Genomic DNA, 13,555 nt, shown 5'->3' on the forward strand with positions numbered 1-13,555 from the left:
GGAGCAAGTCCGGTGACGCTCCGTCCGCTGCGCTCCCGGAGCTGCGGGGCCTGCGGCCCCGCAAGGTGACCTGCGCTGCGCTCCAGCCACCCGGAGCGCTGCGCGCCCCGAAGGCCGGCCCCGCTGCGCGGGTCGGCCAACGGGCCTACGGCCCGAGCAGCAAGAGGAAGGGGGTGGCCGGGGTCGCGTGACCTTGCATCAGGTGATGCAGCATGTAGCTTTGGCAGAACCAGGCCATCCCCATGCTTCAAACTCTAGCCCTGGATGAACTCTGGAACCAGCCCTCGCCCCCGGCTCTCATCGGCTGCGCTCGATATGGGCCACCCAAGTAACAGCCTGAACTTTGCTGGGGACTTCTCCGATGTCCCGTGCTGCAGCACGGTAGCAATCGGCAAGGAGATTGTAGCGGCCGACCGCTCCCAATCCTCGATCCCGCTGGCCGTAGATTTCTCGTACTGCAATGTCGTGCGCGTGGCGGTCAATTACAACGGCGTCCGGGTTTTCCGGGTCGGCGATGCACAAGTAAAAGGCTCCCGTTTTGAGGTGCATGGGCAGGACCTCGCTGGGGTCGGTGCCCGCCATGATTCGGTTGGCCTTGGTGATTGCGTCGCGGACATGTCCGCTCGCCCTTCCTTCGGTGAATGCCTTGCGGGCCAGCTTGCAATTATCGGCCCATGATTTGTTGGCGGAGAGTGCGGCGAGGACGCCCGCGCCTTTGTGGGTTTCTCCTGCTGCGATTTCTGCGGCGAATTCGTGAGCCGTGGCGTACCACTGGAGGCCGCGTGCCCTCTGGTCGGCCGTGGCCGCGTGCCACTGATCAATGATGGCTTTGGTGTAGGCGGCGCGCTGCTGCTCGGTGCACTTTACCGGGATCATGATTCCTTTGGTGGGGCGGGCGCGCGAAATGGGGGTGGTGAGGAGCTGCCTCGATGGGCGCTCAACTCAGGCCGGCGGCGCGCGAAAGGAACTGGGGAGGGGCGGAGTGGGAGGCTTGTATGAGCCTCCCACTGCCTTTGGTGCGTCAGTTGGTGCGCGGGTCGGGAATCGTCGGGACGTCGATTCCGACCAGCTTCAAAAGGGCCTGGCAGTTGTCGAGGGTGAGTCCCTTGGTGTCGCCCCGGGCGTCGGGGCCGCCGGTGAATACGGTGGTGCCGTGGTAGGTCTGGTGAACGGGCGCGGTGAGGGCGTAGAGCTGAAGGGCCGGGAAGTTGACGGGGGAATTCTTGAGGATTCCTTCGTCGTCCAGCCACATGGAGACTTCAGGCGAAAGGTCGACGACGGTGATGCTGGTGCAGTCGATTTCGCGATAGAGAATGCTGAGGGTGTTGCCGGTGCGGGGCCATTCGATGACCCGGAACGAGGCGTCAGGGTGGAGGATGAGCGCGAATGCTGCTGCGGGCATGGGTGTCCCCTTTCAGGGCGTGGTGATCTTGGGTGTTGGTCGACTGCCACTGCCGACCAACAAGAAAAGTGTATCGCGATTTAGGCACTGATTCCAAGTGTTTTCGCAGGTCAAAGCGCTGGGGCGGCGGGCCGGGGCCCGGTCGTCGCGCCGCCTATCCGCACCGCGCAGCGGTAAGGATCTGTCCCGTCCGGCCGTCACAGACGGCGGGGCAGCGCGCAGCGTCTGCCCCGGTACCGGGCGGGCCGCCGGTAGGTCGCGCAGCGGGCCCGGCGAGGGTGGAAGACAGGGCGAGCGTGCGCAGCGCGCGGTCGGGGCGCGTAGCGGCCCGGCGGCCTGGCCCACCCGGGCGTGAGCGTGCGCAGCGCGCGGCCTGGGGTGCGCAGCACCCCAGGCACGCCCCCGGCGTCGTGACGGCCGGGCCCCGGCCCGCCGCCCCAGCGAAGAGTCTTTCGGCCGGTGCGCCCGGCCGACGGCGCGCCGTGCTGCGCCATGACGACGTGTCGGGCGACTGTCCCGCAGGCGGACACGGCAACGGCCCTCAGGGGCATCCTGGGGGCCGTGTGGGCGCGGACGGAGCGCGCGCCGTCAGTGCGTGCTGTCGAGCGCCGTGACGAGGTCGGCGGGAGCGGGGGTCGTGCCGGTGGCGAGGTGGCGGATCCCGTCGCCGGGCGGGGGCCATGCTGCACCCCGGCCGAGCGGGTGCCGTCGGGAGGTCGCGGTGCGCCAGCCGTGCCGCTCGGACCACACCAGCGCGGGGGCCGGCGCGGCGGGGGCGTCCAGGACGAGCACGGCGACGCATTCGTCGTCCTCGGGGTGCTGAACGGCTGGCGGGGTGTCGGTGGTGGTCCAGCCGCGGGCGTGCAGAGCGCGGGCGACCTCGGCGAGGTAGGGGCGGGCCTGGCGGCCGCGCAGGACGGCTGCGGCCCGGATGCCCGCGCGGCGGGTCAGGCCGGCGGGGTAGCCGAGTTCGGCGGCGGCCTGCGCGGCGCTCGCCCCGCGCTGCTCCATCACGTCGGCCATCCGTTCCGCGCGCAGGGTGGTCAGCGCGGCCTGGGCGGTGTTGCGGTGCACGCCGAGCCGGGCGGTGACACCGGCCGCGGTGACGGTGGGGTCCTCGTCCAGGAGCTGCGCGACGCGCGCCGGGAGCTGGTCGCGGGGGACCTGGTCCCCGACGCCCGCAGGCCGGCCCCCGCCACCGGTGCCGGTACTGCGGCGGGGCGTGGGGGTGTGGTCACGCACGATGTGGCGGGGCCAGTGCTCGACTCCGCCCACGAGCACTGTGTGTTCGCGCACGGCCGGATCCTTCTTCCGGCGGTCCCATGCCTGCGGGTCCATTCCGCGCAGCGCGGCAGCCTCCTGTCGGTCCAGCAGGTCATCGTCATCGTCCGCCGTCGGCAGCGCCGGAACGGGACGCCCGGCAAGGTAGGCGTCGACCTGCTCGCCGTCGTAGAGCCGGATGCGGCCCGCGCCCAGCGGAGCGGGGAACCCCTCGGCCTTGAGGCGGCCCGAGTTGATCAGGGTTTGCACGGCAATACCCTGCTGCGTAGCGATGTCGGCGAGGGTGCGCACCAGGTGTCGGCGACCAGCGCGGATCATGGGTTCCTCCCACGGTCCGGCGAACACCGGACCCGTCAAGAAAACAGTACCGAACTTCCCTACCGGTAGAGAGCGGCGGGTAGGATGCTGCCCGAGCACATGCCCTTCGGGCGGTGTCTTGGGGGTCGGCACCCGTGCCACCCGCCTTCGGGCGGACTGAGGGTGCCGACCACTTCATCGCGACTGCTACAGGTCGATCTCCAGCTGCTCGGCGGGGAGGACCTGGCGCTGCTACTGAAGCTGCGCCCGCTCGACGGAACACCCTCGTGTTGGCGGGGAGGACTCTGCCGCCGCATCCGAAGCAATCTGCACGGTCGGAACACCCCCGCGTCGGCGGGGAGGACCACCAAGTAAGGAGGGCCCCACCGTGCCCACTCGGAACACCCCGCGTCGGCGGGGAGGACGGTGTCGATCTCCGCAGCCTCCCCGCCGATCGCGGAACACCCCCGCGTCGGCGGGGAGGACGCAGAGCCTGCGGCGATGCCGGACACGATCGCCGGAACGGGAGGATGCCGGCGTAGGCGCGGACGCCGCCGGCTCCGACGCAGATGACGCTGGTGTTGTGGCGGGCGAGGGTGGTCAGGGCCTGGTGATGGAGACGCCCGGGCCCAGCAGGAGGCAGGACAGGGCTGCGGTGGGGAGGTAGACGAGGTCTGTGCGGTGGTCATCGACCTGGATCTGCGCGCACACTCCGGTGTCGTCCTGTACCACGCGGACCATGTCCAGGTAGAGGAAGGACAGGGAGTCCGCGACGCGCGGGAGCATGGCCAGGGTGAGGGCGGCCAGACGCCTACGCGCCTCACCGCCCCACCTGTGACGCGCTCACGCGGGGGCGAGGCTGAGCAGGCCGGCGCCGTAGGACTTGGCCCGTCCGATGCCGGTCAGTACGGCCTCGGCCAGGGCGTCAGGGGCGGTGACGGTGGCGGTGCCGTCATAGCGCACCAGGTGATGCCGCACGGCGGCGGTGTTTTCGCCGCTGCCGTGCACGGCAGCGACCAGGGTGGGCAGCGCTGTGGTCAGGTGTAGTCCGGCCTGGTGGGCGCGGCGAGCCCACCACTGGTCGGCGTCCGGTCCGGTGAGCGCGATGCGTTTGCCGCGTCGGCCTTTGTTCTCCAGTGACAAGCGTTCGGTTTTGACCGGGTTGACGACGATGCGGTAGCGGACGGCGAGGCCCTTTTTGAGGGCGTTGAGTACCGGGGTGAGGTCTTTGACGTCGGCGTGGCCGTAGTCGTCGGGCAGGCGTGTCGGGTCGAGGTTGGTGGCTTGGACCAGGAGCGTGCTGAAGGTGTCGGTTACGTCGAAGCGGTACAGGAGTCCGGCCGCCTGGCGGGGGCTGCCGCCCAGTCCGTCGGGTACCAGGCGCATAAGGGTGCGGTGCATGTCGGTAGCGTTGCGCAGGTCGCGCTGGACGGCGCGGCTGTGGGGATTGAGGCGGATGCGGGCGAGGGCCGCGCCGGGGCTCATGTGGCGGCCTCCTTCCTGGCGTAGTGGATCAGCTTCGTGGGCAAGGTGTGGGGTCGGTGACTGCAGTCATCGGGTGCTTCTTTCCGCCGTCGTGAAGTGGGCGTCGATGTAGTTCTGGAGCGTCTTCAGGTAGTCGGTGCCGAAGCCTTTGTAGGCGGCGTCCGGCAGGTGCACGGCACGCCGGTACAGCGGGCGAGGCCGGTATTGGCGCGCCAGTGGGGCGAACGACATCGGCTCGTCGGTGATCTCGCCACTGTGGTGATCCCCGTCGCCTTTGTCCGGGGCGTCGGAGTTCACGGGGAGCGCGCCGAGCGGTCTGTCGCCGTAGAACTCGATCGGCTGTCGGCTGCTGCGCGGTCTCTTGGCCGCCAGGGGCAGGTGGACCAGGTGGCGCAGCGGCTCCTCTCCGTGGCCCAGCAGGATGGGGCCTTCCGGCGGGCATGATCGGCGGCCGAGATAGAGCGGCCAGTACGGGTCACGCAGGGCGGCGGCGCACGCATTCAGCAGCGCTTCGTCGTCGCACGTCAGCGCGAGCGTGAAAGCGGCGTCGGCTAGGTACTGACGCTTGGATGTCAGAGTGCCCTTACCTTTGGGGCGGTGTTTTCCGTCGACGGTGATCACTGTTTCATCGGCGGGCAGTCCACCGCCGACGGTGTGGAAGTCGGACAGCACGACACCGGGTCGGTCGACACGTACGGTCATCGACAGCTTCGTGAGGTCGTCGACGGATGCCTGGCGGGCTCGTCCGAGACCTGCGGCCAGCATGCCCACGATGCCGGATCGAGTGGGGAATCGGGCTGTGTCACGCCGTGTGTACTTGCTGTGCGTGCCCCAGGACTGGAGTGGTCCTGCCAGACGCAACAGCAGTCCTTGGGAGGGACGGTCGGTCACTGCGGGGCCTCGGCGAGAGCGAAGTCGACGGCGGCGGTGACGAGAGCCTCGAAGGACGGGTGACGTTCGCCGAGGTGCTCGAGCTTGTCGACCTGGAGGGAAGCGTGTGCCGCGTGCAGTACGCGGTCGGGGCCGAGGAGGGTGTTCGCGGCCTTGGCGTAGGCGTCGATGCCTTCCACGGAGCGCCCGACGAAGCCGCCGTGTCCGGCTGATCGGACGGGTTCTTCGAAGGCTGCGGCGAACGACAGCGGCCGGTCGGAGCGGACCGCCACGTGGACCAGGTGTGGGATGGTGTGCGGGGCGGTGGAGTTCTTCTTGGCCTGCGGCAGGGACTCGATGAAGGAGAGCAGGAACTGGCCGACGAGTTCGCGGGCGGCATTGAGTGCGGTGTCGCTTTCATCGCTCAGGTTCTTGGTGAGTTCCTTGAGATCGACGGTGGCGAACCGGTAGAAGGTGCCGGTGCTGAACTCGGCCGTGCCCATGTGACCGCTGCCCGTTTCATCGCCCTTCGCCTCGGTGACATCGTCGACAGCTGCGAAGTAGTCGAGTTCTACCTCGGTCGTGTGCGTGGTGAAGGCGTGCGCGACCTGGACGGCACCGTCGACATTGGCCTGGTCGACTTCGGTAAGCATGCGGCCGAAGAGGTTGATGACCCCGTTCCTTTTGGCCAGAATACTGTCGATCTTTCCTTTCAGGGCGCTTTCGGGTTTACTCTTCCCTTTGCCGGTGAAGTCGGTCGTGAGCGCTCCCTTGTGGGCTTCGGCGATGTCGGCCAAGTCCTCGACAGCGTCTTCGGGGAGATAGACGAGCGCGTTGGTCAGGACCTTGTTCGCAATGGGCTGCTTGTCCTTCCCCTTGGCCACCTCCCACTTGATGCTGCTCCCCGCCGCGACATGCGCGCCCGCGCGTTCGGCAAGCGCCGTGTCCCACCCACGCTCGCGAAGTACCTCGGCGACCCGCTCCCCGATACGGCGTGTGCGCAGCGCGTTCTCGCCGAGCATGTCCTGAAAGTGCTCGCGGATGGCCCGCTTCCAGGACTGGCTGGAGATGCGGGTACGCAGGACGTCACCGTAGAGCATGCTTTTCACTGAATTGGTGTCGTCCCGGTTCAGGTTCGCGTAGGGAACTGGCTGGACGACGTGGATGTCGATGAAGCGTGGCTTGGGGTTCATCGGGGGTCTCCTGTGGGTGAGGGGTCAGTCCTGATCGGTGCCGGCCGTGATCCGGTAGAAGTCCTGCAGCCAGCGGCGGCTGATACGCCCCGACTGGTACTGCCAGTCGACCAGGTCTGCCAGCAGCTGTCCCCAGTCGATGGAGGCGTCGGTGGTGCGTACCTGATTCACCGCAGCAGGAAGGTGCAGGTGGATACCGCGCAGGCTCTGCCTCGTCAGGAGGTTGACACGGCTCTCTGCGGCGCTCTTCCGCATTGAGGCGCCCTTTGCGGTGACGGCCTGGCCCAGGGTGGCACCGAACGAGGAGCCATACGGGATCGGCCCGGGCGGGGTCTGCCTCTCGTCCGGTTGTCCCTTCTCCTGGGTGGCCTGCTGCTTTGCCGCCCGGTGTTCGTCTGCGGTGTCTTCGTCGTCTGCCTGGTCGGGTGAGAAGGTGTGCCGGGGCTGAGCTGCGATCAGCGAGGCCACCGTGTAGTAAGCCTGGGCTGTCTTGTCGTCGCACCCTTCCGGCAGTCGCGGCGTCAGCAGCCGGTGCATGGGGCGTGTGCGCGGGTGGTCCAGGTCGCGGCGCAGGCCCGCGCGCAGCGCCGCACGGGCACCCGGATCTGTGCGGCACAGATGCTCGATGTGTGCGGTGAATGCGGCGTACGCGGCGCGATTCGTGTGCCGCTTGCTCGGTTCGGAAGCTTGGAAGGTCACAGCTTGTCCTCGGGTCGGCGGGGCGACGGTCACGACTTCTTGGCCGCGCTTTTCGTCACCGGTTGCTCCATCGCCTTGTGCGGGTCTTTCAGGGCGGCGAGGATGACGGCTTTCGCCTTGGTGACGGCCTTCGCACCCCGTGGTGTGCGTGTCACGGAGTCGGTCACCGCCTCGTAGGCGTCGAGCGCGTGCCGCCCGAAGGATCGGCACGCGGCCTCGAAGTCGAACCCGGTGTCCATGGCGCCGCCAGAGCGTGTCAACTGCCGGAACCGCGACCAGAACTCGTCCTCCGCCGACGGCCAGTACCGTGCCGCGACCGCGTCCAGCCAGGCCCCCGGATCGTTCTTCTTGTCATCCGTGTACTTCAGCCAGGCTTCCTTCGTGGCCTGCTCCAGCCGGTGCCCGAAGAGCTCGCCGAGTTCGCGGAGCTGGCGTACGGGCCGCTCGGTGCTTGGTGCGTCCTCTTCCACTCGGGACAGGAGCACCGGGGTCACGGAGTCGACGTACTGGTGGTTGGCTGCCTGGCTGGCGTCCTGTTCGAAGCCGAGGGCGCGTACCCGTAAGTACTCGCTGACGTCGAAGGCATGGTCCATGACCTTCGGCTGGATGGGGTTTGCGTCGTCCAGTTGCTTGAGCAGGAGGGCGTCGATGTCGCGCCACAGAGAACGGAAGGAGCATGCGAGCCGGGGAGATGTCTTCCCGTCCTTGGCGATGTCCCAGATCAGGTAATCGTCTTCCGGCCGGATCCGCTCGGCGTCATAAGCCCAGGTGATGTACGCGTCGGCCGTATGCTCGCCGTCCGGGGCGGGGACGAGACAGAGTGCGTGCTGTGAACAGGCGGTGAGCCGTGAGCAGGGGCCCTGCGGCTCGGGCATCGGCTTGAGCGGGTCCGGAAGGTCTTCACGCTCCCACGGGCACAGGTCCGTGTGCCGGCTGACGCTGCCGTCCGGCGGTGTGAGACCGGCCAGCAGTGTCAGGAGCAGGTTGTCGCACTGCGGGTGGTACGACAGCGCGGCCCGCAGGGGTGAGGCTTTCGCATAGTGGCTCCTCACCTCCCCGACCGCACGTCTCGAAAGGCCGCCGGGGTCTCCCCAGTAATGCCAGGTCAGCAGCGCTAATGCCGACTGCGAAAGATCGAGAGGTACGGGATTGTCGTGGCTCCAGTGCTCGAACCAGGAGTGATTGTTGCCCGCTGCCCGGCTCATGACCAGCTTGTGGACGCCGGCGGTGTTGTTCCTGTCGCACTGGTCAGGCAGGCGGGGGTCCTGGAGCCACGGACGATCGCCGTCGAACAGGTCGAAACGGTGGCTCCACTGACCGAAGTAGCCCTCGGTACCAGCTTTGCGGCCGTCCGGCAGGTCGATGCTCTGCTCGGAAAATCCCTGTTCCCTGACCTGTTCCCGCCGGTCGCCCCAGCTTCCGGGCCCTGCCTCGTCCAAAGCGGTGATCCGGGCGGTCAGCGCATACAGCAAACGCAGCAGCGCCGAGTGAGCCGGAGCTTCCGGGACCAGCAGAGTGCGGATCTCCCGGGCGTGCACAAACAGGTCCCTGAGCCCCACTTCAGGGGGACCCGACTGCCCCTTCACCCACGCGACCGGGATCCATGGCTGGTCGATCAGATTGGACGCAGACGTGTTCACGCGCCCCCACCCCCCTTGTTGCGCGTCACGGAATACTAGAAGGACAAGCGGGGAGGATGTAGGCCGTTACGGTAATTGATCGACAGTCAGGCCCAGTCCGCTTAAGCGGAAGCGGCGCCCCTCGCCGGTTCGCACCCACGTACCGTCTTCCGGGACCATGTTCAGCCGGAGGACATTCTTGAGGGCGGCCATGCCACGCCAGTCGCTGCTCGCATCGCCCGCCACGCCCTCGACGAGCCGCTGCGGCACTGGGATCAGATAGGGGACAAGCTGGCCCGGCTTCGGTCTGCGCTTACGCTTGGACTCGAACACAAGCTTCTCCTTGAGGACCCCGTCCTCCAGGAGAGACCCCTGGTGCAGGCACACCACATGCACCATCTCCTCGCCCAGCACGCAGGAGAGCAGTTCGGGCTCCATACCGGGGTGGTCACGGCTCAGCAGGCCGAGGTCGCCGTCATGCTCCCGCGGCCCTGGCACCTGCAGCCAGCCTGCGGTACCGGTGGCTCTACGTTCCCGGACCGCCCGCCGGTTGTCCAGCTGCTGAAGCTCACGCGCCGCAGCCTCCCCCAGCCTGTCGACGAGCTCGTCGGCGTACACCTCGTCCAACAGCAGGGGCACGTCCTGCGGCATGGAAATCGTCCTGCCGACCCCCAGGACCATGCCAGTACGCCGCACCAGGGCGACGTCGTCCAGTTCGGACGTGTCGTCCGCCTGGAGCACCACGAGCCGCGGCCGGTCGCCCGCGCCCTGTGCCGCACGGGCCAGCAGGCCCGCGAGCGGCGCCGGCCCCGATACGACGAGGTCGAATCGCAGACCTCTGACGTGTTCCAGCATCGGCGTCGTCACCAGCACGGAAGGACCGCTTATGCCGGCGCCGGGAGAGAAGGTATCCCGGCAGGCCGCCAGACGCCGCCACCGGTCCTTGTTGTGCATCTGCTCATGAACCAGGCTCACGTCGAGGCCGGGCAGGTCCTGCGAGAGCTGACAAAACGTGGTGATGGCGTCCGCAGGCGTCGGCCGGTAGACCACGGCCCTGCCGTTGCCGGCCTCGACCAGGGGTACAAGAGCCGCCTGGATCTCGTCGTACGGTGCACCGTCACGGACCTTGATGCTGAGCGTGCTGGTGCGAACGGCTTCCGCGGGCTGCCGAGGCAGGTGCCCGCGTCCGCTATGAGCGTCCACGAACGACCATGCCGGCAGCCGGCGAGGCTGCGCCATCGGCTCCCCGGCCCCTCCAGCGCCACGGTGATAGGCCGCCAGCATTGCATCGACCGACTTGTCCGCAGACAACGCGGCCAGGACGACCGGAATCCGCAGCGCAGCGGCCCACTCCAGGAACCGGAGCATCAGCTTCTGCCCCCAGGCGCCGCGGGCATGGGCCTCGTCCACCACGACGACCTTGCCGGAGAACGCAAAGAGCCGCATCACGTTGAACTTCACCGGCATGACTGCCTGGAGAAGTTCGTCCACCGTCCCCGTGCCCAGCGCAGCAAGCAGCGCGCGGTGATGGGAGTTGAGCCAGCTGTTCGCCGCCGGGGCCCACTCCTCGCCAGGCTCCGCGCTGACATCACCGGCCGTATGGGCCTGTGCCCACTGCCTTGCGGCTTCCGCCGGCTTCAACCGCGAAGAGCTGTGCAGCAGCAGCGACCGCCAGGGACCCGTCAGGGCCTGCTCAGCGAAAGCATGCACCTGCGCCATGTGGCTGTCGGCCGATGAGCCGGTCGGCAGCGCATAGAAAAGACCGCGCGCGCCCGCTGCATACCCTAAGGCCGCTGCTGCCTGAAGAGCCGCCTCCGTACGCTCCTCCGACGGCGAAGACGTCACCACCACCAGGCCCGGACCGTGCTCGGTCACCAAATCAGGCAGCTGGCCCTCCATGCTGGCCAGAAGGCTGGTCTCACCTACACACCGAACCGAATCCGGCCGGGTGAAACCCGTCCCGAGCAGGTCGGTCTTCTGCACCAGACGGAGAGCCGCTTCGCGGGCGGTCTTCCAGTAAGCGTCCAGGTCTTCAGGAGCCCCGGCCCATCCCTCCTGCCTGAGCCTGGCCTGGATCTCTACCTCGATGCTGGCCAGCCAGTCCGACAAAACCACCAGCCCCGTCAGAACGACAGCCGCTCCCGGCGTCATCCGCCCTCGCGGAACCGAGGCCGCCCCTGTCACTCTGCGCACCTCATCAAAGTGGACCCGCCGCTGCTCCTCCCACCCACCCGTGCCCAGACCGGGGTGACGGACGGCAGGGCACCTGTAGTCCTTGCCGCGGACGACCGGGTGGTAGCGACCGCCGTGCCCACCGAGCATCTGGGCCACCGCATGACTGAGCTGGGACTGCGGACGCCGCCTCGACGACGGATAGCCGATCTCCTCGAAGACCCCCACCAGCCACCAGTGCGCTGCCGCCTCGTGCGACTGCCTGTCCTGCGCGGCGCCAGCCGCGAACCCGTACCCCCGCTCACCGCCCAGCTCCTGCGCCAGCAGCTCTCCATCCGCGTTCTTCGGGCCGGCCCGGTGGAGCTGGAACGGCACACTGATCTTCCCGATGTCGTGCAGTCCCGCCCAGAACGCCGCGAGCGCCCGCATCTCCTCCTCCGGAACCTGCAGTGCCCCGACCACCATGCTCCGCTGGTGCGAGGTCAGCAGCTCATCCCAGACGACCTCCGCGACGGCGGCCGTATCCAGCAGATGACAGATCAAAGGGTGCGTGCGGTGAGCCCCGCGGGCGTCCTCGCCCAGCCCGGCAGCCTTGCCCCACAGGCGGGGGTCCAGGGACATGGGGTGCTCCTTGTCACGGATGCAGTGCAGGTGTGCCTCAAAAGGTCGCGGCAGAAAGACCCGACCGCAACTCCCCCCTCCCCCGCCCTCCTGCTGCACTTCTTTGAAGACCGGCGGGGAGGAATTCCCTCAAGCGCTGCCACACCAGCGTGTATCCGCCGTAGAGTACATACCGCTGCACGCCTCCCTGGGAGGTGCGCGGAGCCCCATTGACTCTCCAGACGACGACTACGCCGAGACGAACGCACGACCCTCCCGAGGGATGTGGCGCGACCTCGGCCCAGTCTGCGCTCTGGAGATGCAGTGTCCCGGTTCCTGCACAAGTTCGTCCTGCGTCGCGAAGTACTTCTCGGTACCTCACGCGTAGTGGTCAGCGCGGTAATCCGTGCTCTGACCAGCGAACTCGTCAGCTGGCTCTTCTGAGCCAACGGTGACGGACCCCAGGGGTCCGTCACCTCTTACATGCAGACGATCCCCGCTGACCGAACACGTTCTGCGCAACCGGGCTACACCGCAGAACCAGATGTCCGACTACAAGCGGATGATGCCGACACTCCACACGAGCGCAGGCAACCCCACCGTCACTGCTGCACCGGACGACACGCGTCGCCTCGACCGTGCCGACGATCAGGGCCTGGACATGCAGCAAACCCCAACAGCACACCCCTGTCCCCCCTCGACAAGCTGGCCAAATGACCGCCCCTCCGACGTTCATCGTGATGTCCTCCCCGCCGACGCGAGGGTGTTCCGTGGTGCGCGGGTGTACGAGAGGAGGCCCTCCCGTCCTCCCCGCCGACGCGGGGGTGTTCCGAACGGCGCCGTGGAACGGGCCACGTCCCTAGTGTCCTCCCCGCCGACGCGGGGGTGTTCCGTTGTGCCGGGTGAGCACGCCGCCTCGCGGGCCGTCCTCCCAGCCGACGCGGGGGTGTTCCGTCCCGGTGTCGGCAGGCGCGGCCGGCAGCTCCGTCCTCCCCGCCGACGCGGGGGTGTTCCGCAGTCGAGCGTGCGGCGCATGTACAACTCCGGGTCCTCCCCCGCCGACGCGGGGGTCTTCCGATGTAGTTGGCGTCCTTGGGGCCGGTGTCGGGTCCTCCCCGCCGACGGAGGGCTCCGATCGTCGACGCGATGCGAACGCGGTTTCAGACGTCGTCCTTGCCGACGCGGTGGCCCCGATCAGGCAGGATGGTGCCCGTGACGCTGCCTCTCTTCGCCGACGCGAAGGTGCGCGGTACCGGTCGCCGTCGTCTCCGCCGATGCGGAGGTGCTCCGTTGTGAATCTCGTCGACGAAGAGGTAGTCGATGTCGTGTGCGCCGACGCTAAGGTGTCCCGCCTCAACAAAGTGTGGCCGATCGCGTGTTTGAATCCTCCCCGCCGACGCGGGCGTGTTCCGGCTGGTCTCTCCTCGGTGCCGATGGGGGTGCAGTCCTCCCCGCCGACGCGGGGGTGCTCCGCTGAAACTGTTCGGCACGGACGCGCTGCCGGTGTCCTCCCCGCCGACGCGGGGGTGTTCCGGCCACCGGGGAACTCACCCGCGGCTTCGGCAAGTCCTCCCCGCTGACGTGGGGGGTTCCGCGGACGGTAATCGTGCCGCCTGCGTTGGAGTCGTCCTCCCGCCGATGCGGGGGTGTTCCGGCCGAGATCCTCGGCTACCTCCGCGAGCGCTGGTCCTCCCCGCCGACGCGGGGGTGTTCCGCCGCTCGGCTGGTGACCCTACCTCATCCTCGGGTCCTCCCCGCCGATGCGGGGGTGTTCCGTCGTGGACGTTGCCGTCGTCGTCGATGCCGGCGTCCTCCCCGCCGACGCGGGGGTGTCCCGTACTCCAGCGTCGACCGCGGTGAGGGCCGCAAGTCCTCCTCGCCGACGCGGGGGTGTTCCGACGTCCGGGCTGGTCTCACACCGCCCGCCGCAGTCCTCC

The 13,555-nt window shown here is 68.4% G+C and carries 10 protein-coding genes and 1 pseudogene; 1 reads left to right on the plus strand and 10 read right to left on the minus strand.

The features are described 5' to 3' along the window. The coding region (locus tag BU52_RS36700; protein WP_235216481.1) for a hypothetical protein at positions 1-191 on the plus strand (191 nt) is incomplete at its 5' end. Between the two features lie 106 nt (positions 192-297). Here BU52_RS36700 and BU52_RS36705 read toward each other — a convergent pair. From BU52_RS36705 to BU52_RS32315, 10 genes and pseudogenes are all read right to left on the minus strand, one after another. Then, the gene (locus BU52_RS36705) at positions 298-876 is read right to left on the minus strand and encodes a DUF7178 family protein (protein ID WP_235216482.1); all 579 of its coding nucleotides are present in this window, start codon (positions 874-876) and stop codon (positions 298-300) included. A 145-nt stretch (positions 877-1,021) separates the two neighbouring features. Next, a complete protein-coding gene (locus BU52_RS32275; protein WP_051858767.1) occupies positions 1,022-1,402 on the minus strand; it encodes a DUF3846 domain-containing protein in 381 nt (126 codons plus the stop codon). A gap of 588 nt (positions 1,403-1,990) precedes the next feature. Further along, on the minus strand, positions 1,991-3,001 hold the full coding sequence (locus tag BU52_RS32280) for a DUF6292 family protein (protein WP_037941348.1): 1,011 nt from the start codon (positions 2,999-3,001) through the stop codon (positions 1,991-1,993). 502 nt (positions 3,002-3,503) lie between these two features. Next, positions 3,504-3,766, minus strand: a pseudogene (locus BU52_RS32285) (type I-E CRISPR-associated endonuclease Cas1e); the annotation flags it as partial. Between the two features lie 57 nt (positions 3,767-3,823). Further along, the gene (gene cas6e, locus BU52_RS32290) at positions 3,824-4,465 is read right to left on the minus strand and encodes a type I-E CRISPR-associated protein Cas6/Cse3/CasE (RefSeq protein WP_037941339.1); all 642 of its coding nucleotides are present in this window, start codon (positions 4,463-4,465) and stop codon (positions 3,824-3,826) included. Between the two features lie 66 nt (positions 4,466-4,531). Then, positions 4,532-5,356 (minus strand): type I-E CRISPR-associated protein Cas5/CasD, encoded by an 825-nt coding sequence (gene cas5e, locus BU52_RS32295; protein WP_037941340.1) that lies wholly within the window; start codon positions 5,354-5,356, stop codon positions 4,532-4,534. Continuing rightward, a complete protein-coding gene (cas7e, locus tag BU52_RS32300; protein ID WP_037941341.1) occupies positions 5,353-6,528 on the minus strand; it encodes a type I-E CRISPR-associated protein Cas7/Cse4/CasC in 1,176 nt (391 codons plus the stop codon). The genes cas5e and cas7e overlap by 4 nt, the downstream gene beginning before the upstream one ends. Positions 6,529-6,552: 24 nt before the next feature. After that, positions 6,553-7,227 carry a type I-E CRISPR-associated protein Cse2/CasB gene (casB, locus tag BU52_RS32305; RefSeq protein ID WP_037941342.1) on the minus strand — a complete coding sequence of 225 codons (675 nt, stop codon included), beginning with the start codon at positions 7,225-7,227 and terminating at the stop codon, positions 6,553-6,555. Positions 7,228-7,256: 29 nt separating this feature from the next. Further along, positions 7,257-8,867 (minus strand): type I-E CRISPR-associated protein Cse1/CasA, encoded by a 1,611-nt coding sequence (casA, locus tag BU52_RS32310; protein ID WP_037941344.1) that lies wholly within the window; start codon positions 8,865-8,867, stop codon positions 7,257-7,259. 66 nt (positions 8,868-8,933) lie between these two features. Next, positions 8,934-11,639, minus strand: coding sequence for a CRISPR-associated endonuclease Cas3'' (locus tag BU52_RS32315; RefSeq protein ID WP_037941345.1), 2,706 nt, complete (start codon positions 11,637-11,639; stop codon positions 8,934-8,936). Between the last annotated feature and the right edge of the window lie 1,916 nt (positions 11,640-13,555).

The organism is Streptomyces toyocaensis, from assembly GCF_000725125.1.
In the GTDB taxonomy this organism is placed as follows: domain Bacteria; phylum Actinomycetota; class Actinomycetes; order Streptomycetales; family Streptomycetaceae; genus Streptomyces; species Streptomyces toyocaensis.